The sequence below is a fragment of the Acidovorax sp. LjRoot204 genome (assembly GCF_056175785.1).
The window spans coordinates 1-22,859 of the sequence record NZ_JBGFFF010000077.1 but is presented as its reverse complement, the minus strand read 5'-3'; the positions used below and the strand labels follow the sequence as shown (position 1 = coordinate 22,859).

The following is a 22,859-nucleotide window of genomic DNA, read 5'->3' as shown; positions in this document are numbered from 1 at the left end:
GTGTCGATACGGCGCAAGAAGGTCAGATGAGCCCCGCAGCCCAACGCCGCACCAATGTCTTCACCCAACGTACGGATGTAGGTGCCCTTGCTGCAGGTCACTATCATTTTAATAGCTGTTTGCGCTTGATCTGTCTGCACCAGCGTCAGCTTGAGGGCATGGATGATCACGTCCCGTGCTTCGCGCTCCACCGTGACACCGGCGCGTGCATATTCGTACAGCGCCTTGCCGTCCTTCTTGAGCGCGCTATGCATCGGCGGCACCTGGCGGATGGGACCCGTGAACTGTTGCTGCACAGCCGCCAGGCGCTCTGGCGTGAGTTGGGCAGCATCTACGTCGCAGCGTTGCACCACGTCCCCCTCGGCATCGCCGGTGGTCGTGGTGGCGCCGAGCAGCGCAATCGCCTCGTAGGTTTTGGCGGCATCCAACTGCAGCTGGCTGAACTTGGTGGCGGCGCCGAAACACAGAGGCAACACGCCCGTGGCGAGCGGATCCAGCGTGCCCGTATGGCCCGCTTTCTCGGCGCGCAACAGCCATTTCGCCTTTTGCAAGGCGTCATTGCTCGAAAGGCCGAGCGGTTTGTCGAGCARCAACACCCCATGCACAGGGCGCCGCTGCACCCTKGTGCGTGGCGCGTGCATGGACTAATCCTCTTTGGCGCGCGAAGACACCGCCTTGGCGATCAAGGCGTTCATGTCGGCCGCACGCTCGGWGGTGCGGTCGAACASGAAGTGCAGCGTMGGCACGGTGTGGATGTGCAGGCGCTTGAACARGCCRTTGCGCAGGAATCCAGCCGCCTGGTTGAGCGCCGCCTGCGTTTCCACAGGGTCGCCCGTCAACAGGCTGAAGAACACCTTGGCATGGGCGTAGTCGGGAGTCACCTCCACGCCCTGCAGCGTCACCATGCCCACGCGCGGGTCYTTCAACTCGCGCGCGATCAGCTCCGTCAGATCRCGCTGGATCTGGTCGGCMACCTTGAASGCGCGGTTGGGAGTGGAAGATTTCTTCGCAGCCATATCGTCGTCACCGAGGCTTTACAGCGTCCGGGCGATTTCCTTGATGTCAAAGAACTCGAGTTGATCGCCTTCCTTGATGTCGTTGTAGTTCTTGAGCTTGATACCGCACTCAAAGCCTTCCTTGACATCCTTGACATCGTCCTTGAGGCGCTTGATCGAGTCGACTTCGCCGGTGTAGACCACCACGTTGTCGCGCAGCAGACGGAACTTGGCGTTGCGATGGACCATGCCGGACGTGATGTACGAACCCGCCACAGTACCGATCTTGGAGGCCACGAACACGGTGCGGATCTCGGCCGTACCAATGACTTCTTCGCGCTGCTCGGGAGCCAGCATGCCGGACATCGCCACACGCAACTCGTCCACAGCGTCGTAAATGATGCTGTAGTAATGCAGGTCCACGCCATTGCCTTCGGCCAGCTTGCGCGCRCCGGCATCGGCACGCACGTTGAAGCCGATCACGATGGCCTTGGAGGCGATCGCCAGGTTGATGTCGSWYTCGCTGATGSCGCCCACRSCGGCGTACACSAKYTGCACCTTGACCTCGTCGGTCGMSAGCTTGAGCAGCGACTGGGCCAGCGCTTCCTGCGAGCCYTGCACGTCGGCCTTGACGATGATGGGCAGGGTCTTGACCTCACCCGCCGWCAKGTCGGCGAACATGTTYTCCAGCTTGGCGGCYTGCTSCTTSGCCAGCTTGGTGTTGCGGAACTTGCCKGCACGGTASGTSGCGATYTCRCGSGCACGGCGCTCGTCCGTCAACACCATGAATTCGTCACCCGCCTGCGGCACTTCCGTCAGACCCTGGATTTCGACAGGAATCGATGGACCAGCCGTCTTGGCGACCTTGCCGTTTTCGTCCAGCATGGCGCGCACGCGGCCATAGGTCTGGCCAGCCAGCACCACATCGCCCACCTTCAGCGTACCGGACTGCACCAGCACCGTGGCCACAGGGCCGCGGCCCTTGTCCAGCTGGGCTTCGATCACGAGACCCTTGGCCAGCGAATCCACCGGCGCCTTGAGTTCCAGCACTTCGGCCTGCAGCAGCACTTGCTCCAGCAGGGTGTCGATGCCCATGCCGGTCTTGGAGGACACGGGCACAAAGGGCGAATCGCCACCGTATTCTTCAGGCACCACCTCTTCGACCACCAGCTCCTGCTTGACGCGGTCTGGGTTGGCATCGGGCTTGTCAGCCTTGGTGATGGCCACCACGATCGGAACACCCGCCGCCTTGGCGTGCTTGATGGCTTCCTTGGTCTGGGGCATGACGCCGTCGTCAGCAGCTACCACCAGAATCACGATGTCGGTGGCCTGGGCACCACGGGCACGCATGGCCGTGAAGGCCTCGTGACCCGGGGTGTCGAGGAACGACACCATGCCGCGTGGCGTTTCCACGTGGTAGGCACCAATGTGCTGGGTAATGCCACCGGCTTCACCCGCAGCCACCTTGGCGCGGCGGATGTAATCCAGCAGCGAGGTCTTGCCATGGTCCACGTGACCCATCACGGTCACGACCGGAGCGCGCGGCAGCAGTTCTGCGTTTTGCTGGCCTGCATCTTCGTCGGTGAAGGCTTCCGGGTCGTCCAGCGCAGCCACGACGGCCTTGTGGCCCAGCTCTTCCACCACGATCATGGCCGTGTCCTGGTCCAGCGGCTGGTTGATGGTGACCATCTGGCCCATCTTCATCAGCGCCTTGATGACCTCGTTGGCCTTGATGGACATCTTGTGCGCCAGTTCAGCCACGGTAATGGTCTCGGGCACATGCACTTCGATGATGCGTGCTTCGACCGGTGCGGCCTGCTGGTGATCATCACGGTGGTCGCGGTTGTCGCCACGGCGGCCACGCGGGCCACCACGCCAGTTGTTGCGACCGACACCGCCGCTGCTGTCGCCGCGGGTCTTGATTTCTTTTTTCTTGGCCGTGTCATTGGCCCAGCTGGAGGACAGCTTGGCCGACTTCACTTCCTTGCCAGCACCAGGCGCACCCGCGCCCGCTCCAGCAGTAGCGGGAGCACCGGCGCGCGCCACGCCAGTACCGACTGCCGGCTTGTGCAGCGTGCCCTTCTTGGCGTCGCCCACGGCAGCAGGCTTGGCCACTGGCTTGGGTTCCTCGGGCTTCTTGGCGACCATGACCGCCTTCTTGGGCGTAGCCATCATGGAGCGAATGGCGGCAGCTTCGGCCTCGGCCTTGCGGCGACGTGCATCCAGGTCGGCCGCACGGGCGGCTTCTTCGTCAGAGCGGGCCTTGGATTCGGCAGCAGCCTTTTCGCGGGCTTCGTTCTGTGCTGCTGTGCGTGCAGCGGCTTCGGCAGCCTGCTCGCGGGTGGCTTCCTGCTTGACGGCAGAAGCCTGGGCCTTCTTCTCGGCTTCCTGAGCCGCGTAGGCGGCAGCACGCTCTTCGGCTTCGCGCTCGCGCTTTTCGCGGGCTTCGCGCTCGGCACGTTTTTCGGCCAATTCCGCCTCCTGGCGGCGGATCAGCTCGGCCTGGCGGCGSGCYTCTTCCTCGCGGCGGGACAGCTCAAGATCTTCACTCGACACCGCGGGTTCTTCCACCGCCGCGGGTGCGTGCGACTCTGCAGCAGCCTCTGCACCTTCGTCGCGCTGAATGAACGTGCGCTTCTTGCGCACTTCCACCTGGATGGTACGGGCCTTGCCCGTAGCGTCCGCCTGCTTGATTTCGCTGGTGGACTTCTTGACCAGCGTGATCTTCTTGCGATCGGCCGAGGCCGTGCCGTGGCTGGCCTGCAGGTAAGCAAGCAGCTTTTGCTTGTCCGACTCGGTCAACGCGTCAGAGGGAGCAGCCTTGCCCACGCCGGCAGCCTTGAGCTGGTCGAGCAGGGTTTCAGGCGATTTTTTGAGTTCGGTAGCGAACTCGGCGACAGTGTTACTGGACATATGTGGTTCGTGCCTCCCTGACCTTTACTCTTGCCCCGCGAACCAGTGTTCGCGCGCCTTCATGATCAAGGCTTTGGCTTCCTCTTCAGACTGTCCGGTCAGGTCGGTCAGTTCATCAATGGCCAGATCGGCCAGGTCRTCACGTGTGTGCACACCGCCTTCGGCCAATTTGGCAATCAGCTCAGGGGTGAGGCCTTCGAGGTCGCGCAGGTCCTGGGAGACCTCTTCCACGCTTTCCTCACGGGCAATTTCCATGGTGAGCAGCGCGTCCTTGGCACGGGCCCGCAGCTCGTTGACGGTGTCTTCATCGAAGCTTTCGATCTCCAGCATTTCCTGCAGGGGAACGTAGGCCACTTCTTCGAGGCTGTTGAAGCCTTCGGAGATCAGGATGTCGGCGATTTCCTCGTCCACATCGAGCTTTTCCATGAACAGCTTGCGGGCCGTATCGGTCTCGTTGGCCTGCTTTTGCGCGCTTTCAGCGGCGTCCATGATGTTGATCTTCCAGCCGGTCAGGTCGGACGCCAGGCGCACGTTCTGACCACCACGGCCGATGGCGATGGCGAGGTTTTCCTCGTCCACGACCACATCCATGGCGTGCTTTTCTTCATCGACCACGATGGAGGACACGTTGGCCGGAGCCAGCGCGCCAATCACGAACTGTGCCGGGTCTTCGGACCACAGCACGATGTCCACGCGCTCGCCAGCAAGCTCGTTGGTCACCGCGTTCACACGGGTGCCACGCACGCCGACGCAGGTGCCGATGGGGTCCACGCGCTTGTCATGGGACAGCACGGCGATCTTGGCACGCGAGCCGGGGTCACGGGCGCAGGATTTGATCTCCAGCAGGCCTTGCTCGATCTCGGGCACTTCCTGGCGGAAGAGTTCGATCATGAACTCAGGCGCCGAACGCGACAGGATGATGGGAGCGCCGCGCAGCGTCAGGTCCACTTCCATGATCATGGCCCGCACGCGGTCACCGCTGCGCAGGTTTTCCTTGGGGATCATTTCGCTGCGGCGCAGACGGCCTTCCACGCGGCCGGACTCGACAATGATGTCGCCCTTGTCCATGCGCTTGACGGTGCCGGTGAAGATTTTTTCGCCGCGCGACATGAAGTCGTTGAGCAACATTTCGCGCTCAGCGTCGCGGATCTTCTGCAGGATGACTTGCTTGGCAGCCATGGCGCCGATGCGACCGATGGGCACCGACTCGACACCCTCTTCGATGTACTCGCCGACTTCGATGTCTGGGATGCGATCCTTCGCATCCATCAGCAGCTCTTCGGCTTCGGGGTTTTGCAGGCCCGCATCGTCGGGCACCACCAGCCAGCGACGGAAAGTCTCGTAGTTGCCGCTGTCGCGATCCACGGACACGCGAATGTCCACCTCGCCCTGGTACAGCTTCTTGGTAGCCTGGGCCAGGGCCGACTCCACGGCGCCCAAGACCACATCACGCTCCACGTTCTTTTCGCGCGAAATGGCCTCAACCAACATCAACAATTCGCGATTCATGCGACGACTCTCCTGTTTTCAATCACCCGAGGGCAAGGCAACGCACTGCAGCCACCCACCCCACAATTTTCAGCAGCAAATCAGGCAGGTGCAGCCCCGGCCTTGCCTGCGCGCCCCTTGAAGTCCACGATGGGCGCAAGGCGCACATCCCGGCATTCGTCCAAGGTGAAGCCCATCGCCTGCAACGGGGCGGGCACGCGTTTCTTGCTGACTCTTTGTCCTGGCTTGACCGGCGGCTCGTCGCTCCAGACGATCTGCCAGCCTCCGGCCTCGGCCCGCTCCAGCGTGCCGCGAAATTTCTTGCGCGTGGCGTTGACCTGGCCTCCCGCTGCTGCGGCGCCGATGGGCGCCTTCAGGGTGATGTCGATGACAGAGCCTTCAAAGCGCACGAAGTCTTGCTCGTGGCGCAAGGGCCGGTCGATACCAGGAGATGACACTTCGAGGCGCTTGTACTCGACGCCATCGACCTCCAGCGCAAACTGCAGCTGGCGGGTGACCTTCTCGCAATCCTCGACCGTCACGAACTGCTCGATCACGGGCTGGGGCGCATCAGCGGCCGGCTGCACCCAAGGCAAGTCGATGGTGACGCGCAACAGGCCGCCGGCAGAGCGCTCGATCTCCACCAGGTCATATCCCAGTCCCGTCACAATTTGTTCAACGACTTGCTGCAATGCCACGTGTTCAGTTCAATCCCGGATAAACCACACAACTTGCGCCAATCAGGGCCAGGCCACCAGCCTGCCCACTGGGAGCACTGTTTGTGCCCCCTCATTTGCGCAAATCCAAAACAAAAAACCCGATAACCCCCGGAGACTCTTCCCCGACAGCTTCGAGCTCCAAAAGCGTTCGACCAAAAAAAACGGGCGGTTGGTACCCGCCCGTTTGGTCGTGAGATTCGTATTGTAGCGTGCAAAGTGTTGATTTGCAAAGGCGCAGGCAGGGAAAACTGTTGTCAACACGCTCAGGCAGGACGCCCAAGCCAGTGTCCATGCGGCCTTCCGGGCGGTGCCCTGCCTCAATGGCACCACACGCTTGTCCAACCTGCACCAGCAGCTATGACAGTGATAGCGGCTGCAGCAGTTCTGCCAGATCGCTTTCGGTGAAAAGCGGCTCCTTGCGGGCAGCAGCTCCGCTGTACAGGCTGCCCGCCAGCTGCGCCTTGCGCTCCTGCAGGGCCAGGATGCGCTCCTCGATCGTCCCCTGCGCCACCAGCTTGATCACCCACACGCTTTGCGTCTGACCCATGCGGTGGGCGCGGTCGGTGGCCTGGTTTTCCACCGCCGGGTTCCACCAAGGGTCGAAATGGATCACCGTGTCGGCCTGCGGCAGGTTCAGCCCCACCCCGCCCGCCTTGAGGCTGATGAGAAACAAAGGCACCTGCCCGCTGGTGAACTGCTCGATGATCGCGTCGCGCTTTTGGCTCTGCCCCGTGAGCTTGACCCAGGGCAGTTCGCGCTTTTTCAGCTCGGTCTCAATCAGCCTGAGCATGCTGGTGAACTGCGAGAACAGCAAAATGCGTCGCCCCTCGGCCAACATTTCGGGCAGCAGCGTCATCAAATGGTCCAGCTTGGCCGATGTCTCCACGGCCTTGGCTGCGTCCAGCGGCACCAGCTGCGGGTGGCAGCACACCTGCCGCAGCTTGAGCAGCGCATCCAGGATGGTGATCTGCGATGGCGCCAGCCCCTTGGACTGCAGTGCTTCGCGCACGGTCTTCTCCATGCCCAGGCGGATGGTTTCGTACAGGTCCGCCTGCGCGCCGGTCAGCTCCACGGGCATGACCGATTCGACCTTGGGCGGCAGCTCCCCTGCCACCAGCGCCTTGGTCCGCCGCAGCATGAAGGGGGTGATGCGGGCGCGCAACTGGGCCATGCGCGCACCGTCGCCCTGCTTTTCGATGGGCGTAAGAAACACCTCCTTGAAGCGCGTTTGGCTGCCCAAAAAGCCCGGCATCAAGAAGTGGAACAGGCTCCAGACCTCGCCCAGGTGGTTTTCCATGGGCGTACCCGACAAGCACAGCCGGTGGCGCGCCTGCAGTTGGCTCGCCACCTGTGCGGCCTGGCTGCTGGCGTTCTTGATGTTCTGGGCCTCGTCCAGCACCACTAGGTGCCACTGGTGCCCCAGCCAGCGGTCTCGGTCGCGTTGCAGCAGCGAATACGGCGCGATGACCAGGTCGTGCTCGGTGACTTCATCGGCCGCTTCATGGCGATCCGCGCCATGCAGCACCAGGCACCGCAGGCCCGGGCAAAAGCGAGCGGCCTCGCGCTGCCAGTTGCCCATCAGGCTCACGGGCGCAATGACCAGCGCAGGGCACGTCAGCCGCCCAGCGTCTTTTTCGACCTGGATGTGCGCCAGGGTCTGCAGGGTCTTGCCCAGGCCCATGTCGTCGGCCAGCACACCGGCCAGGCCGTGGGCCCGCAAAAACTGCAGCCAGTTCAGGCCTTGCTGCTGGTAGGGCCGCAGCGTGGCACGCACGCTGGCGGGCAGCGGCACCTCGGGCAAGGCGCTGGCGCCCCGCAGCTGGGCCAGCATGTCGCGCAAGGCACCGGCGCCCTGCCACACCGCGCCCTCGCCCAGCGCAGCACTGGTGCGCAGGGCGTCCAGGCGTGAGAGCTTCAGGCGGTCGGCGTTGAAGTCACGCGCGCGGTCGCCCGCGAGATCGAGCAGCGCTGCCATCCAGGGCCGCAGGGTATCTGTCGGCAGGCGCACGAACCCGGCACCGGTCAACGAGGGCATGTAGACATGTCCCGGCAGCTGGGGCAAGCCCGTCGCAGGGTCCAGCGGCTGTGCCGCCGCTGCGGCAATCAGATCGGGCAGCCAGGGCAGGATGTTGTGGCGCACACCATTGATTTCCATGCCCAGCGACAGCGCAAACCAGGGCGATGTGGTCGCATCATCCCCCTCAGGCTGCAGCACCACATCCAGTCGGTCGGCGTGCTGGACCCAGCCGTGCAGCGCCGCGTCCAGCGTGACATCAAAACCCGCGTCGCGCAGCCCTGCAAAGCCGTTGTCTGCCCAATGCATCCAGTCATCCTGCGCACGCTCGCCAGGGATGCCGAACAGGCCGTCGTCGGTGGCCAGGAGACCCAGACCTTCCAGACGCTCGACGGCATGGCGTTCAGCCACCGCATCGCGCTGCAGCAGCACCTGGCCGCCGTCGGCACCGGGCACCAGCACCGCCGGCTCCTGCCCCGCCCACCAGCCCACATGGCCCTGGTAGTCAAAACGCAAGTGCGCGGTGATAAGCCCCATTTCAGCCACCTGGTTCGGAGATGACGGAGCCAGATGCAGGCGCGCCACGGGTTTCACCCCCCGCACCTGTGTGAGCGGACCCAGCGCCGGCGGCAACGGCAACACCCCGCCAATGCGGCGCACCACCTCGGCATGGTGTTTTTGCAGCGCCGCAGCACTGAGCGCGGGGGCCTTGAGCAGCATGGCCACCTGGGCCGGGCTCAGGCCCTCGGCGTGCACCGGGCCGCAGACGCCCTGGACGACGTCCAGGTACAAGGGCGGATGGTTGTCGCACAGGACGGCGGTGTCGCCTGGCAGACTGGCCCGCAGGCCCCAGACGGCCTCGCCGCCTTGCACGGGCGTGGACGCCAGCCATGCCCACGCGATGGGCAGCGGGTCGCCCCATCGCAAAAGCTCACCCACGGTGGACCCACCCGCATCGACGAACAGACGACCCGTGGCCGCTGCCTGCTCCAGCGCCAGCAAGCCCACCGCACCCTCCAGCACCCCAATGGGCGCGACGCTGTAGGCCGAGTAGTACCCCACGCTGCGGGGCATGGCACGCAGCAGCTGCAGCACCTGGCGGTCGGCATCGCTGGCGCGGTCGTACACCGCCTGGCCGGGCGCGGGCTGGGTGCGGATCTGTTGCGGCTTGGCCCAGCCCCCCGTGAGCTTGGGGTACGACACCACGGCTTCCAGCTGCAACTGCGGCACGCTCGTGCGCGCCCGCCCTACGGTAGAGACAAGATAGAGATAACACTCGGGCCGCCCCGGCCGTGCGACTGGCTCCTGCGGCACAGCACCGCCCAGAGCGCGGTCCCACTCCTGCAGCCAGTGCACCAGCCGCGCCTCGGCCTCGGCGCGCGCCAGGGCCTCTTTGCGCTCCTGCATGGTCTTGAGCGCATCGGCAGCCCGCGTGGACGACGGGCCCTGCGCCGGGTCGCGGTGCGCGGCCTCCAGGGTCAGGGCCACGGCGTGCTTGCAATCTGACCCCACGGGGCAACTGCAATCGCCCGACCATTGCTTGACCTGGCCATTGGGCGCAAGCACCAGTTGCACGGACACTTCGTACGGGTCGGGCGAGCTGCCCTGCACTTCACCCGCCAAGGCCCAGCGGCCCTCGGCCTGTTGCTGGAGCCCCACGCGCACCACATCTGCCTGGCGGTACAGCTCCATGCCCCGCTCCCAGGTGCCCTTGTCGCACTGGGCCTGCAGCGAGTTGAGCGGGAACCAGGGTGGATGGGGTGTGGACACAGATCTAGAGCAAAAAGTGGCTGTAGCGCTAGTGGATCATGCGCCGTCAGCTATCAAAAAAAGAGCGTTCAAGATGTGGACGATGGTGCGGTAGCCACCGCTGCCAGCCCGCAAGACCGCCCGCTAGGCGCGGCGTGCTGCGCGCACCCGCTCGAAAACGCTATGGGCCTCGCCCCCCGCCCCGGCACTGCCGGGCGCCGCCGCCTGCAGGCTGGTCAACAACCGCGTGAGCACTGGCGCCTGCGGCAACAACGGGCCCAGGAACAGGGCCCGCTCGCCGTCGGCAATCAGCAGGGTGGGAAAGGTCTCCACGTCCAAGTCCCCGACCAGATCGGATTCGTCTTCGATGTCCACCCATTCAAACCGCACGTCCGRGTGTGCACGGGCCAATTCGTCGAACAAGGGGCGATAAATGCCGCAGGTGCCACACCATGCAGCACACAGGCACACGGCCCACCAGCCGCAGGGCGTGGCGGCACCAGGGCTCGTGGGGGTGGGTTCGGGCAGTGCGGCGGGACTGGACATCAAAAGGGCTCCTGGAGGGCCGCGCTGCGGGGGCGGCTGGCGCAGGCCCCGGGCCTGGCGCTACATGCCGCGGCGCTCGCGCGCGCGATAGACCTCGATGGTACCCACACCTGGCGCCTGGTTGCCCCAGCTGTTGCGCACAAACGTGGTCACCGCCGCCACCTCCTCGTCCGACAAGGTCTGCTGAAACGGCGGCATGCCGTGCGGACGCGGGTTGCCTGCGGTGGCGGGCAGGTAGCCGCCCTGCAGCACCACGCGCACCAGGTTGGTGGGGTCGTCCAGCGTGATGGCGCGGTTGCCCGCCAGTGCCGGAAACGCGCCCGGCTCGCCCTGCCCCCGGTCGCCGTGGCACTGCGCGCACTGCTGCTCGTACACCTTGCCGCCCCGCGCCATCGCGCTGGCCGGGGGGGCGGCCACGGTGGCAGGCGCCTTGCGATCCTGCTGCGGCAGGCCCTGCAGGTACACGGCCATGGCGCGCGCATCGGCGTCGCTCAGATACTGCGTGCTGCGAAACACCACCTCGGCCATGGGGCCCAGCACCGAGCCCTGCGGGGCCACCCCGGTCTTGAGCAGGGCCACCACGTCGTCGGTGCGCCACTCCTTCACGCCCGCCTCGTGCGCCGCATTGAGTGCGGGGGCATACCAGTTCTGCACCGGGATCAACCCGCCGGTGAAGGCCTTGGCGTCCGACGTGGCGCCCAGTGCATTGCGGGGCGTGTGGCAGGCGGTGCAATGGCCCAGGCCGTTGACCAGATAGGCGCCCCGGTTGTATTCAGCCGTCTGCGTGGGTTCGGCGCTGGGCGCTCCGGGCGCAAAGAACAGCGCACGCCACACGGCCAATGCCGCCTGCGTGTTGTACGGAAAACGCAGCGCATGGGCGCGGTTGGCGTCGGGTGCAGCAGGCACGCTTTGCAGATAGGCAAAGATGGCGTCCGAATCCTCGCGCGTCACCTGCGCGTAGTTGGGGTACGGGAAGGCCGGGTACAGCAGCCGCCCGTCCTTGCTGCGGCCATGGTGCATGGCGCGCCAGAACTCGGCCGAGGTCCAGCTGCCAATGCCTTGCACCCTGTCGGGCGTGAGGTTGGAGCTGTGCACCACGCCAAACGGCGTCTCAATGCCGCGCCCGCCTGCAAACGGCGCGCCACCCTGGGTGGTGTGGCAGGCCATGCAGTTGCCGACGCGGGCCAGATATTCGCCGCGCTGCACCAGCACGGGCGTGGATTGCAGCGTCTCGGCGGCGGGCAGCGGCTCTTCGCCACGCAGGTTCAGGGTGATCAGCACGGCGGCGGCAATGCCGAGCGCCGCCAGCACGGAAGAGAGGGTCCAGAGGATGCGTTTCATCGGTGCATCCCTTCTCAGCGTGCAGCTGAAGCAGCGACGGGAACCTCAGCCACACCGCCGCAGCGCGCCGGCATGGCGGCGGGCAGCGTGCGGGCTGGCTTGCCACCCGCCGCCACGGGCTGAGCGGCCAGCCAGGCCGAGACCGCGCTCACGTCATCGGGCGTGAGCTGGCGGGCAATATCGGCCATGCAGTCGGGCACGTGCGCGCGGCGCTGGCCGGTCTTCCAGGCGCCGAGCTGGCTGTTGAGGTAGTCACGCGGCAGGCCCAGCAGGCCGGGGATGGACGGTGCCACGCCCGTCATGGCCACACCGTGGCAGGCCACACAGGCGGGAATGCGGCGCGCCGCGTCGCCCTGCTGCACCAGCTGGCGGCCCTGCTCCAGCGCGGCGGCGGGCGCTTGTGGTGCGGGCGGCGGTGGGTACGGCAAGTCGAGCGCGGCAAAGTGCTCGGCCATCTCGCGCAGGTAATCGTCCGTCAGGTGCTCGATGAGGTAGCCCATCTGCGGGTAGCTGCGCCGCCCGTCCCGAAAGTTGAGCAGCTGGTTGGCCAGATAGCCCGCCGGCTTGCCCGCAATGCGCGGAAAGTAGCCGTCGGGCGTGGCACGGCCTTCCTTGCCGTGGCAGGCGGTGCAGGCCAGCACGCGTGAAGACATGGAAGACGCGGGCACTGTGGCCACAGTGGATGCAGCGGCCACCGGGGTTGCAGGGTTGGCGCTGGCAGGCACCGTCTGGGCCACAGCGCCAGCGCTCAAGGCCAGCGCCAACAGGGCAGTGGCCGCAGGCAGGCTGAGAACAGGGCGCAGCAAGCTGCGCAGGCAATCGGTCATGGGGTTCTTTTTGTCCTGGAAAGAAACGGTTGGGCGGCCCACAGCGGCCAAACACGCAAGGCGTGCGCCCACACAGTCCGTCACTCTACGCCCGCCACCAAAAACAGTACAGATTCAGTTTCGAGTTAAAAATACAGATCAGTTTGCCCTGCATCAACCTCGCCCTGCCTATGAAGCGCTACGAACGCCACGCCGACGCCATTGCCCAGCTCATCCACAGCGGCGCCCTGCGCCCCGGCGACAGCGTGCCCTCGGTGCGCGAGGCCAGCCGCACACGGGGCATCAGCCCGTCCACCGTATTCGAGGCGTATTACCTGCTCGAGGCCCAGGGCCTGATCCACGCGCGCCCGCGCTCGGGCTACTACGTTAGCGCCCGGCTGCCCGGCACCGCCGAGGCCCGCCCGGCCGAACCCCTGCCCTCGCGCCCGGCCGCCACCTCCACCGGCGTGGCCATCAGCGACCTAGTGTTCGAGGTGCTGGGCCTGGCGCGCGACCGCGACCTGGTGCCGCTGGGCTCGGCCTTTCCAGGGCTGGAGCTGTTTCCACTGGAGCGCCTGGCGCGCTGCCTGGGCAGCGGCATGCGCAAGCTCGACCCGTGGACCATCGTGCAAAGCCTGCCGCCCGGCGACGAACGCCTGCGCCAGCAGATTGCACTGCGCTACGGCGTGCACGGCATGGCGGTGGATGTGGAAGAAATCATCATCACCAACGGCGCTATGGAGGCGCTCAACCTCTGCCTGGAGGCCGTCACCCAGCCCGGCGATGTGGTGGTGGTCGAATCGCCCACCTTCTACACCGCGTTGCAGGCCCTGGAACGGCTGAACCTGCAGGCGCTGGAAATCGCCACCCACCCGCGCGATGGCATCGACCTGGCGGCGTTGGGGCAAGCACTGGAGCGGCAAACACCCCACCAGCCCATCAAGGCCTGCTGGCTCATGMCCAGYTTTCAGAACCCGCTGGGCAGCCWGATGCCCGAGGACAAGAAGCGCGAGCTGGTCGCCCTGCTGGCGCGCCACGGTGTCCCGCTGATCGAGGACGACGTGTAYGGCGAGCTGCACTTTGGCCCCCAGCGCCCGCCCCCAGCCAAGGCGTTTGATACCGAGGGGCTRGTGATGCACTGCAGCTCATTCAGCAAAAGCCTGGCGCCCGGCTACCGGGTGGGCTGGGTGGCGGCGGGCCGCCAGGCCAAGGCCGTGCAGCGGCTCAAGCTCATGACCACGCTATCGGCTGCCACGCCGTCACAGCAGGCGCTGTCGGAATACCTGGCCCAGGGCGGCTACGACCGGCACCTGCGCCAGCTGCGCCGCAGCCTGGCCGAGCAGCAGGCGCTGGCCCTGGCGGCCGTAGCGCAGCACTTCCCACACGGCACCCGCGTATCGCGGCCTGAGGGTGGGTACTTCTTGTGGGTGGAGCTGCCGCCTGAAGTGAACGCGCTGGAACTGCACCGACTGGCACTGCAGCAGGGCATTAGCCTCGCGCCCGGGCAGATCTTCTCGGCCGACCAGCGGTTTGCGCACTGCGTACGCATCAACTACGGGCATCCAGCGCAGGGGCGGCTGRAACCGGCACTGCGCACCGTGGGCCAACTGGCCACGGGCTTGGCGACCGCCGTGACAGAGAGGCCGGCGCGGCCAAAAAGACTATCAAAACAATAGCTACAAAGACATACCGACCTAGCGCACAGGCCGATTTTTTTCAAAACCCTGGCCCCAAACCCGGCGTGCAGCCCCCTCGCCCGACCACACTGCATCGCACCACCCAACACACGCTGCGCCTGCCTTGCACCAGGCTGACATCCCACGCACCGCGTTGGAAAAGCCCAACCTCGGGTTCTCCCGCAGCAGGCACGGCGCTTGCAGCGGCATACTGGCGCCCGCCCTTACCCCGGGCAGTGCACTACGGCGGACCACCCGCCCCGCCCTACAACCCCAACGCCCAGCACCATGGCCGCACCCCAGCATGTTCCGTTTGTGACGGTGGAAGACGAAGACGACTGGGTTATCTCGTTCGCCCTGGGCCCCCGAGGGGCAGACCGCCTCACCCTGGTGCGCACCCCCCACCTCGAATTCATGCTGCGGCCCGAGCAACGCGGCGTGTCGGTAGGTGCCGAGGCAGGCCAGCGCCCCGCGCTGCTGGTCGCGGTGCAATGGGGCCACAAATGTGTGGACGTAGTGTCCACCGCCAAGCGCTACAGCCTGGACATCAGCAAGGTGGACAACGCCACCCGCAACGCGGCGCTGCGCGTGCTGGGCAAGATGAATTTTGACCAGCGGTTTCAGCTGGCAGGCATGTGACTCATTAACCCCATCCGGCCTGGCGCATGTAGGCCGAAAGAAKGCCCGGTTGTGGCGCCATGCCGGGTATGGTCCGAGAGTCAGCGCATCATCTTAAAGAGCGCGGTGGTGATGGCGACCTGCGATTCATCCAGCGACGTGGGCGTAGTGCTACCAAACGCCATGCGGTCGTCGATAGGCCAGATTTTGCCGGGCGTATTGGCCGTGACGTCGTTCGCAAGGGAAACGTCGCGAAGACGCCCGAACCGTGCGTCGCTGTTGCCATCAATCTGCTGGTCCAGTGCAGCCGCCAACGAGAACGTGGCACCACGAATCACCATCACGTTGCGGGACCGTGTGACATAGTTGCCAACGGTGACATCAGGCTCCGCCCAATTCACGCTCTGGAAACACACCCGCGCTTCCTGCGGGTTCCCGTTGCTGTCGAGGTACACATAACGGTCCTGCTGCCCTTCTGTACGCCCCGCGGGTAAACGAATACCGGCTGCCAGAAAGGCGTTGATCATCGCGTCGCCACACAGCTCCGAGCCCGGCGTGACACTGTTGCCATTGACTCGGCCCGTGGGATTGGTGGGGTTGTCACCGGGAGGGTAGCCCACACCGTTGAAGAATGCCTCGTAAGCCAGTTGCCACCCCTGTATGAAGTCGGTGGACAGACGCTGGTTGGCAGCAGACCGCTGCAAGTCCCGTCCTACCGCCACCGCCCCCAGTACGAGGCCAATCACGACCAACGCAATGCTCAATTCAAGAAGCGAAAAGCCGCGCTGCCGCCTCGCGGGCATAACCCCATAGTTCGTTGGTTTCGTTGTCATGGTATGTCGCTCTTTGACCGAAAGGTCTCAATAGCCAATGGCATCCGCCTTCAGCGTGTTGTTGTTGATAGAGATGGCGAGTTCCGTCATGGCAGTGGTTCGCGTAGCGAAGTCCGAGTGCACCTGCTTGGCCTCGATCAGTGCCGCTGTTGCCAGCCCCGTTGTCACCACGGACAAGCCCGCGCCCACAGCGGCCGCCACGATGCCTGCCGCGGCCAGTCCGATTTGCACAGCCCGGGCGCCAGCGCTCATCGTGGTGTCCGCAGTGGCTGACACCATCTCCTTGGCCGCACTCAAAACGCCGGCCGCGGCACCGGCAACCCCTGCAAAGGCGGCTGCCTCGTTAGCTTCTGCCAGTTTGACGGCCACGAACAACTGGTCTCGGTAGTCATACAAAGCCCGCTCCATGACGAACGCACCGGTGGCTGCGTTGAAATGCGCATGCGATATGGCAGACAACGCAGCGCCACAGTGCAGTTCGCCAAAGAGTTCCGCATGGCTGGGTGCCACCACAGAGTCGTCATAGGTGCTGGTCGCAACGGTACCTGGTGCCTCGAAGGTAGGATCTGCCGAACTGGCAGTGGCATTCGCACCGTCGAAAGCCTTGCCGTCGCCGTCTGCGTCCAGCATGCCGGGAGCAACCAGGGCAAAGGCTATCGAGCGYCGGGTTCCCAGCATCTTCGCGCCCAACCGACCCGCAGGTGCAACCAACGCGTCATTGGCGGTGTTCAGCGCGAGACATACATCCACCAGGTTAACCGCCCTCGCAACACCCAGTGGACAAGGTGGGCTATCAGCAGCGTTGCACGCAGTGTTCAGAGGAGCAGCGTCGTTGCCGGACTGAGTCATCCCCAGCTGGACCGTGGACACGGAAGGGATTGGAGGCGCCTTTTCGTTAGGCGCGTCCTGATTCTGCGGCTTGGGGTTGGGGGTACRCACGCGCAGCGGATTCATGCGGTCAACCGCACTGGCCAGATCCCTATCTTCATGCGGGGTGGCCGATGGTTCACGGTAGACACCGTAGCGCAAAGCACCCGCTTCAGGCCGGGGAAGTCCCAGCGTACGCCATGGAACGAAGCCCACCTGGCGCAAGCCCCCGCCCTCGGTGCAGGACTCCACACCTGCTGTATCCGCAGCGGGGCAGGGAAGGCGATAGTTCGAGTGCAGATAGCCCACCAGGGCATCGCGTGTTTGCTGCTGAACATCCACCTGCACGGTAGTGACGCGCTGACGTTCCGAAAGCTGCCAGAAAACAATGGCACCGGGCAATATCAAACCCAGCGCGAGCAAGATGACCGAAATCTCGACCAGGGTGAACCCTTGCATGCTTCGCTTCATGGGTTGAGTCCCTTCACATCCAGCTTGGTGGCACTGGTCAGTGCCTGCGTAAACGTGTCGTACACCTTTGCAGCGTAGGCATCGGTGGCCGCCTGCTTTTCTTTAGCCACCTGCAGTGCAGCCTTTGCTTCGTCCAACGCCTTGGCCGCATACACGGTTTGGGCAATGGCCACCGCTAAGTTTGCTGCAGCAATACCCACCACAAAAGCTGTAACCCCTTCCGAGTTGGCCGCAGATGCAATGCTGATCACACCGCTAGCCGTGGCCACCGCCAGAGCCAGGGCCGCTGTGGCAACTCCCGACTCTGCCGACTGCACGGCAGACTCTGCCGCGGTGATGTCGAACACACGCAACGACCAATATTCCTGCATGACGCGCGCACTGTCGTACGCCGCGTAAGCCCCTTGTGCAGTGGCCTGCATTTCACTCAGCCGTCCCACGCATCCAATGCGTGCATCCAGATCCGAAGCCCCCACAGCGACAGTCAAGTCGTCATAGCTTGCGTCTTGCGGCCGCCCCGGGAAATCGAATCGCCAGGTGGCGCTGGCCCCCACTGCGTTATTGCCGTCAAACTGATTGTTCTCTCCCGGATGAACCAAGATATAGGCAACTGGCATGCTGTCGGACACATTGCCAGCACTCAGAATGCCGGCCGCTGCCGGGTTGGCAGCAAACCGACGCAGTCCATGGCACCAATCCAGTCCATTCGCCACCACACGGCGCGCGCTGGCAGCCGTGATGGCGGCCGTTGCGCGAGCAGCGGCTGCGTTGACGGTCGCCGACGCCGCGATAGGTGGCGAGAACGTAGGGTATGTCGGTATCACCGGCATGCCCGTGAAATCGATATTCAGGTCTGGAGACGCGGACGCCGCTGGCGCAACCGCAAGATCCACGCTGCCGCCTCGATTGACACCGTAGTGAAGTTGGCCAAAGGTGCTGCTCAACCCCAGGCTTTTCCAAGGCAGTCGCACCGCGGTGGGATCACTGCAGGCTTCACCGCCACCTGAATTGGATGCCGGACAAGGCAGTCGGTGATGCGCGAGCACAAAGCCCTCCACAGCCGCTTGCGCCTCGCCCAGTTGCCGCAACATCGCAGGCCTCTGCATCGGTTCACGGGTAGACACCACCCAGCGCCACACAAAAATACCGATGATTCCGACAATCGCAAGAACCACGGCCAACTCCACCATGGAGAAACCATTCTCCTTCCGCAGGGAGCGCTTCATCGCGTGCCCCCTTTCTGGTCCACCTTGATGAGGATATCCAAAGCAGCACTCGGGGGCATGGGTGTCACGCCCTTTCCAGTGATGTTGCAAGGGGGCGGATTGTCAGCCTGGGTCTTGAGTTGGTTGTATATGTTCTGTGCATCAGTCACTCGTTTGTTGGCCTCGCCCAGCTGGCTCTGAAGGGCATTGAGCTCCCTCTGCAGCTTGATGGGCTTCAGGTACTTGGCATCCGGATCTGGGCTGACTGATGAACCGCCAAAGAGGTCCACCAACGCCCCCTGGATACCACCAGACGTCACGATGTCGCCCGCTTGGCAAACACCGCTGGCTGTGGTCGTGCAGCCAATCGCTGCAGGTGACGCCCCCACAAAAATGGTGTAGCGCCCCGCATTGCGCAAGTTGGAATAAGCCGTTTGGAAACTCGTTTGCGCCGACCCAACGCTCGCTTGAGCCGCCGACAGATCGGCCTGCGCTGCATTGAGGTTGGCTTGCGCATTGTTCCGTTCGRTGACCGCCTTGTCATATTCACCTTGCAGTGCGACGGGGTCGTTCAGAAGCGTGAGCTGCGAAGTCTTCTCCAGCCTTTGTTTTTGCAGCGTGGCCTTCACTGCGGGGTCGGTGGTGGCAGCGATCTGGGCATCCAGCGCGGCGATGTCCGCATTGAGCTGGGTGATCAGCGTGGTCCGGTTGGCCAGCATGTCAGCATAGGTCGCCACCTGGTTGGTCCACTGCGTCACTGCCGTTTGGTAGTTGTCGCGGCGCTGTGTGGCTGCATTCAGGGAGAACGAACTGGACTCCCAGGTGGTTGCCGCATCCAGAACCGGCTGTATGCGAGAGTCAATGCTGGAGCTGCTGCCACCGGCGCGCACTTGCGCCACCAGATTGTTGATGGCATTGGTGCGCGCGATGTTGGCCGCATTCAGCTCATTGGTCTTGTCATTGATTTTGGTGATGAGCGCATCGCGAGCCGCCACAGCGTCATCCCACTCCTTCTTTGCTGCGGTGAGTGCCTGCGTGTAATCAGTGGATGGGCATGTGAGAGTGGACGAATCCACCGAGCTGTCTGCCAGCGCCAGCGCATTGCCGGCCATGATGGCGGCCACGACGTTCAGCCCCACGGAGACGCCGTTGGCGTACAACACACCGCCGGTCAGCGCAACGGCAGCGGTATGTTGCGGAGCCGCGGCGCAGGCGTTTACCGCAAGCCCCAGCGTTGCGGCGCAGAGCGCCCACTCTACGGCCGCATTCCCGGCATCTGCAATTCCGCCCAGAATCGTGCCCGTCATATCCGCTGCCGTGATCGCAGCTCCCAGCGCGGCAAAAACGATGGCTTGTTTTGCGGCAGCAATGTTTCCGGTCTTCAGGTCATCCACCTGCAAGACCACGTCATGCGCCAACGCCACGGTATTGATGGAGTCGATCAGCGGAGCACAGTGCAGCCCGGCCAGAAGGCTCGCATAGGAACGCTCCAGCACGATGTCGTTGTAACGGGACAGCAAAGGCCGAAGGGTCGGATCTTCCACGGCACTGTCGGCGGATGCATTCGTCCCATCGAAGAGCGATCCGTCACCGTCTGCGTCATCGTTACCCGGGTGGACAAGCGCGTACGCAGTGGTGCGTACCGGCGACGACCGCACTTCGGCCATGCCAATCGCAAATGGGGCCGTACGCCCATCATCCAGGCGCTGGCAGAGGTCCGTCAAAGTGACAATATCTGCTTGGTAATCCCCTCCAGTCGCGGTGGTTGCACGCATGCTGGCGTATGTCTTGCCCRTGGTGTCATATTCGAGAGGCCGCCAGGCGTCATCCAGTAAGGTCAGATCATTTTTCCCACCGCCTCGTTGAACCAGGTAGCGCAACTGCCCCACATCCACACCTGGGTCTGCACCGGCCAAACGAAGCGACACGGAAGGCAACCAGCCTTTCTGGTCAGCAGCACCACAGTCCTCGATACCGTCACGGTTGGTGTCAGGACAAGGCAGCCGCCGCATTACCGTAGCAAAGGTAACAATGGCGCGGTCTGCTTGCGAGAGCGCTTGCCGCTCCTGGCGTGAAGAATCCACCGCCGACCGCTCGCGCCATTGCAAGTAGCCCATGGTCGCGAGGCCCGCCAGAACGGCGATGAGGAGCAAGACCTGTACCATCCCAAAGCCGCGTGAACGAGCCCCAAAGAAATCGCAGCACTCACTGGCCTCCCGAGGCAAACGGCTCCCCCCGAGGGACTGCCCTTGCGGTTCCACAATGCCAGCGCCTGAGCCGGAAGCACTCTGCGAGGGCTTCGGCACAAGCTGAGCGACGGAAAGTATCAACATGAACATGAGTTATCAGTCCCGCATTCAGCTACGGCAGACTCGCACGCAACCAGCCAGCCAGCTGTGCCGGTGACTCGGCCACGACCACGTCATCGGAGGCAAACCGCAACGGAGCAGAAGGGCTGGCTGCACAGAGGCTGGTCATCGTGTGGGGGGGGTCCAGACGGCTGCCATCGTTGTCGCGGTCTTGCAATGGCACAACCACCCAATAGGCGGCAGACATGACTGCGTTGGAAACGCAATCAATGGCCCCAGCCGCCCCTCCATCCCCCGTCAGGTAGGCCCGCGCGGTCGACAAAGGGAGTGCAGATGCATTCACCAGCGCCGCGATCAAGTCGGTGACATCCAGATAATTGGCCTCGCTGACGGAGTCGCCGGTGCGTTCCTTGGAAACGGCAAGGTCCGCGTCCAGCAAGACATTGGCGTTGGAGGCGCGAAATACGGCATAGCGCGCTCGCAGCTCCTGGGTAGGAATTTCAAGCCCGAGGCTCACGTAGGGAAACCAACCCAGCTGGTTTCCACTCGAACAAGCCCCCGCAGTGAACGACTCGTACCCGGTTGCCACAGCGCTTACGTCGGGACACGGCAGGCGCCCATTGCGCAACGCAAAAGCACGCAATATTGACTGCAGCTGTTGCGCCTGTGCGCGACCTCTCTCGATCTGCTGCTGCTGGGAGACAGTCTCATAAGCGCTGAACGAGGCCCAGGACAAAAGTCCAGCCACGACCAACGCTACGGACAGCTCAATCATCGACAGGCCCGCCTGCGATTTGCGACCACGCCTTTGAAGCAATTGCAACCTTGCACCAGTCATCACGACTTCCCCGCGTTGGCTGCGCGCCGCGCGCCGGATTGCAGATCGGCGGCCTCCGCACTGATGCGTGTGCTGAGCTGCTGCAACTGACTCAGTACCTCCTGACGACGCGCAATGTCCTCGGGCTTTGAGCTTCCAGATATCTTCTGGAGTTCCGCGCTAAGCGCCTGGACCTTGGTTGTGCTGTCCAGCATATTCCGAAGTGCCTGGAAATAGCGTGGATCGGCACTCCCCTGCGACAGTTGCTCCAGCTCGTTGATAAGCGGGAGCGCCTTCTCGGGTGAGCCGAGTGCTCCGCTAGCCATCATGGCCGAAATGTCAGAGCGCACCTGGGCCAAACGCTTGCGGCGTTCGTCAGCCGTGATCGGAACCACAGCAGCAGGCGCCTGCGTCCCGGCAATCTGGGGAGTCATCGACGAAGGCGGCTCACTCGCAAAGCCCGACAAACTACCGGCCGAGCCCGGTGGCTCCGACCGGGCCGGCAAACCCGTGGTCGACTGTGGGACAGATCCCACCGCCACAGAGCCGTCCCGCCCTCCTACAGCCCAGCCGGCAAAGAACACGACAACCATTACCAGTACGGCCAAGCCGCCGCCGATCAAGACAGGCCTTTTCATGGCCACCCCGCCAACATCAACTGACTGCACTGGTTGAGCGCAAAGCACGCCTTTGCATCCAAGAAACCGCCCAACCGTGCTTCTCGCTGGCCACGATAAGCGGTGGACATCGCAACGCTACGCATCTTCAACCACCCATGCTTTGAGTGACCGACTGCCGCACCAGGTCGTAAACAGGCAACAACAGCGCAACGATCAGGAAAAGAAACAAGCCCCCTGCAACCAGGATGATCAGAGGCTTGAGGATTTCCGCGAGCGACTTGACCAACACCTCGAGGCGCTTGCGATAGTCCGCTGCAAGGTGAGAGAGCTGCTGATCCAGGCTACCGGACTCTTCCCCCACTGAAATCATGCGCACTGCCATGGCGGGAAAACCGCCCACACGCCGCATCGATGAAGACACGGACTCCCCACGCGAAACCGATTCCGCCACATGGATGAGACGGGTGCGGTAGTAGCGGTTCTTGGTGGCCCGCCCCAGAACGCGCAGGCTGGACACCATGTCTACCCCCGCACGTACGAGGATCGAGAGATGCTCGGTGATATGTGCCATGCCAGAAGACACCAGCAACGTACGAGCAATCGGCAAACGGTGCATGAAGGTATAGGTTGCAAGCTGGAATCGCTCGGACCGCCTGAAGGCAATGACGCCGATCGACACCACGATGGCCGTGACCAGCAGCACCCAGGGCAGATGGGTGGACAGCAAGTTCGCAAAGGCCACCAGCCCTTCTGTGATGGGTGGCAGTTTCGCCTGCAGCTGCTTGAACAGGCGCGCCATGTTGGGCACAACGTAGTAGATCCAGAAGATGGCGACGCCAATGATGGAGGCGAACACAAACGCCGGATAGATC

18 protein-coding genes are annotated in these 22,859 nt (G+C 64.1%); 2 read left to right on the top strand and 16 right to left on the bottom strand.

From position 1 onward, the window contains the following. The 9 genes from truB to AC04MI_RS14570 all read right to left on the bottom strand — a co-directional run. The coding region (gene truB, locus AC04MI_RS14610) for a tRNA pseudouridine(55) synthase TruB (RefSeq protein ID WP_476498047.1) at positions 1 to 641 on the bottom strand (641 nt) is incomplete at its 3' end. A gap of 3 nt (positions 642 to 644) precedes the next feature. Beyond that, a complete protein-coding gene (gene rbfA, locus AC04MI_RS14605) occupies positions 645 to 1,016 on the bottom strand; it encodes a 30S ribosome-binding factor RbfA (RefSeq protein WP_476498046.1) in 372 nt (123 codons plus the stop codon). Positions 1,017 to 1,034: 18 nt separating this feature from the next. Further along, on the bottom strand, positions 1,035 to 3,908 hold the full coding sequence (infB, locus tag AC04MI_RS14600; protein WP_476498045.1) for a translation initiation factor IF-2: 2,874 nt from the start codon (positions 3,906 to 3,908) through the stop codon (positions 1,035 to 1,037). Between the two features lie 24 nt (positions 3,909 to 3,932). Continuing rightward, positions 3,933 to 5,417: a transcription termination factor NusA gene (gene nusA, locus AC04MI_RS14595; protein ID WP_056063891.1), complete on the bottom strand. Its 1,485-nt coding sequence runs from the start codon at positions 5,415 to 5,417 to the stop codon at positions 3,933 to 3,935. An 80-nt stretch (positions 5,418 to 5,497) separates the two neighbouring features. After that, positions 5,498 to 6,094, bottom strand: a complete 597-nt coding sequence (rimP, locus tag AC04MI_RS14590) for a ribosome maturation factor RimP (protein WP_056063893.1) — start codon at positions 6,092 to 6,094, stop codon at positions 5,498 to 5,500. Positions 6,095 to 6,470: 376 nt separating this feature from the next. Beyond that, positions 6,471 to 9,821: an SNF2-related protein gene (locus AC04MI_RS14585; RefSeq protein WP_436077508.1), complete on the bottom strand. Its 3,351-nt coding sequence runs from the start codon at positions 9,819 to 9,821 to the stop codon at positions 6,471 to 6,473. Positions 9,822 to 10,022: 201 nt separating this feature from the next. After that, positions 10,023 to 10,424 (bottom strand): thioredoxin family protein, encoded by a 402-nt coding sequence (locus AC04MI_RS14580; protein WP_476498044.1) that lies wholly within the window; start codon positions 10,422 to 10,424, stop codon positions 10,023 to 10,025. Between the two features lie 60 nt (positions 10,425 to 10,484). After that, complete coding sequence (locus AC04MI_RS14575; protein ID WP_436077072.1) at positions 10,485 to 11,765, bottom strand: c-type cytochrome; 1,281 nt, start codon at positions 11,763 to 11,765, stop codon at positions 10,485 to 10,487. Between the two features lie 14 nt (positions 11,766 to 11,779). Further along, positions 11,780 to 12,592 (bottom strand): c-type cytochrome, encoded by an 813-nt coding sequence (locus AC04MI_RS14570; protein ID WP_436077071.1) that lies wholly within the window; start codon positions 12,590 to 12,592, stop codon positions 11,780 to 11,782. 170 nt (positions 12,593 to 12,762) lie between these two features. Between AC04MI_RS14570 and AC04MI_RS14565 the strand changes: the two genes are divergently transcribed. Together AC04MI_RS14565 and AC04MI_RS14560 are read left to right on the top strand one after the other, a co-directional pair. Continuing rightward, positions 12,763 to 14,247, top strand: coding sequence for an aminotransferase-like domain-containing protein (locus AC04MI_RS14565; protein WP_476498043.1), 1,485 nt, complete (start codon positions 12,763 to 12,765; stop codon positions 14,245 to 14,247). Between the two features lie 288 nt (positions 14,248 to 14,535). After that, entirely contained in the window at positions 14,536 to 14,886 is a 351-nt protein-coding gene (locus AC04MI_RS14560; RefSeq protein ID WP_436077069.1) for a hypothetical protein, read from the top strand. 80 nt (positions 14,887 to 14,966) lie between these two features. On the opposite strand, the gene AC04MI_RS14555 is transcribed toward AC04MI_RS14560, so the two are convergent. The 7 genes from AC04MI_RS14555 to AC04MI_RS14525 all read right to left on the bottom strand — a co-directional run. Then, positions 14,967 to 15,698, bottom strand: coding sequence for a type II secretion system protein (locus AC04MI_RS14555; RefSeq protein WP_116747273.1), 732 nt, complete (start codon positions 15,696 to 15,698; stop codon positions 14,967 to 14,969). 27 nt (positions 15,699 to 15,725) lie between these two features. Next, positions 15,726 to 17,024 (bottom strand): type II secretion system protein, encoded by a 1,299-nt coding sequence (locus AC04MI_RS14550; protein ID WP_476498042.1) that lies wholly within the window; start codon positions 17,022 to 17,024, stop codon positions 15,726 to 15,728. 8 nt (positions 17,025 to 17,032) lie between these two features. Beyond that, complete coding sequence (locus AC04MI_RS14545) at positions 17,033 to 18,262, bottom strand: type II secretion system protein (RefSeq protein ID WP_395454080.1); 1,230 nt, start codon at positions 18,260 to 18,262, stop codon at positions 17,033 to 17,035. After that, positions 18,259 to 20,394: a hypothetical protein gene (locus AC04MI_RS14540; RefSeq protein WP_476498041.1), complete on the bottom strand. Its 2,136-nt coding sequence runs from the start codon at positions 20,392 to 20,394 to the stop codon at positions 18,259 to 18,261. Before AC04MI_RS14540 ends, AC04MI_RS14545 begins: the two co-directional genes overlap by 4 nt. A 208-nt stretch (positions 20,395 to 20,602) precedes the next feature. Next, positions 20,603 to 21,388, bottom strand: coding sequence for a type II secretion system protein J (locus AC04MI_RS14535; RefSeq protein WP_395458230.1), 786 nt, complete (start codon positions 21,386 to 21,388; stop codon positions 20,603 to 20,605). Continuing rightward, positions 21,388 to 21,801: a hypothetical protein gene (locus AC04MI_RS14530; RefSeq protein WP_436077065.1), complete on the bottom strand. Its 414-nt coding sequence runs from the start codon at positions 21,799 to 21,801 to the stop codon at positions 21,388 to 21,390. The genes AC04MI_RS14535 and AC04MI_RS14530 overlap by 1 nt, the downstream gene beginning before the upstream one ends. Before the next feature lie 331 nt (positions 21,802 to 22,132). After that, positions 22,133 to 22,859 (bottom strand): type II secretion system F family protein (locus AC04MI_RS14525; RefSeq protein ID WP_476498040.1); only part of this gene is annotated, 727 nt, incomplete at its 5' end.

Excerpts from the sequence above, each read along its gene's own strand:
- AC04MI_RS14560 (WP_436077069.1), top strand. The coding sequence starts at position 14,536 with ATGGCCGCACCCCAGCATGTTCCGTTTGTGACGGTGGAAGACGAAGAC.
- AC04MI_RS14585 (WP_436077508.1), bottom strand. The coding sequence starts at position 9,821 with ATGGAGCTGTACCGCCAGGCAGATGTGGTGCGCGTGGGGCTCCAGCAA.
- AC04MI_RS14530 (WP_436077065.1), bottom strand. The coding sequence starts at position 21,801 with ATGACTCCCCAGATTGCCGGGACGCAGGCGCCTGCTGCTGTGGTTCCG.
- AC04MI_RS14535 (WP_395458230.1), bottom strand. The coding sequence starts at position 21,388 with ATGACTGGTGCAAGGTTGCAATTGCTTCAAAGGCGTGGTCGCAAATCG.
- AC04MI_RS14545 (WP_395454080.1), bottom strand. The coding sequence starts at position 18,262 with ATGAAGCGCTCCCTGCGGAAGGAGAATGGTTTCTCCATGGTGGAGTTG.
- AC04MI_RS14570 (WP_436077071.1), bottom strand. The coding sequence starts at position 12,592 with ATGACCGATTGCCTGCGCAGCTTGCTGCGCCCTGTTCTCAGCCTGCCT.
- AC04MI_RS14555 (WP_116747273.1), bottom strand. The coding sequence starts at position 15,698 with ATGACAACGAAACCAACGAACTATGGGGTTATGCCCGCGAGGCGGCAG.
- AC04MI_RS14575 (WP_436077072.1), bottom strand. The coding sequence starts at position 11,765 with ATGAAACGCATCCTCTGGACCCTCTCTTCCGTGCTGGCGGCGCTCGGC.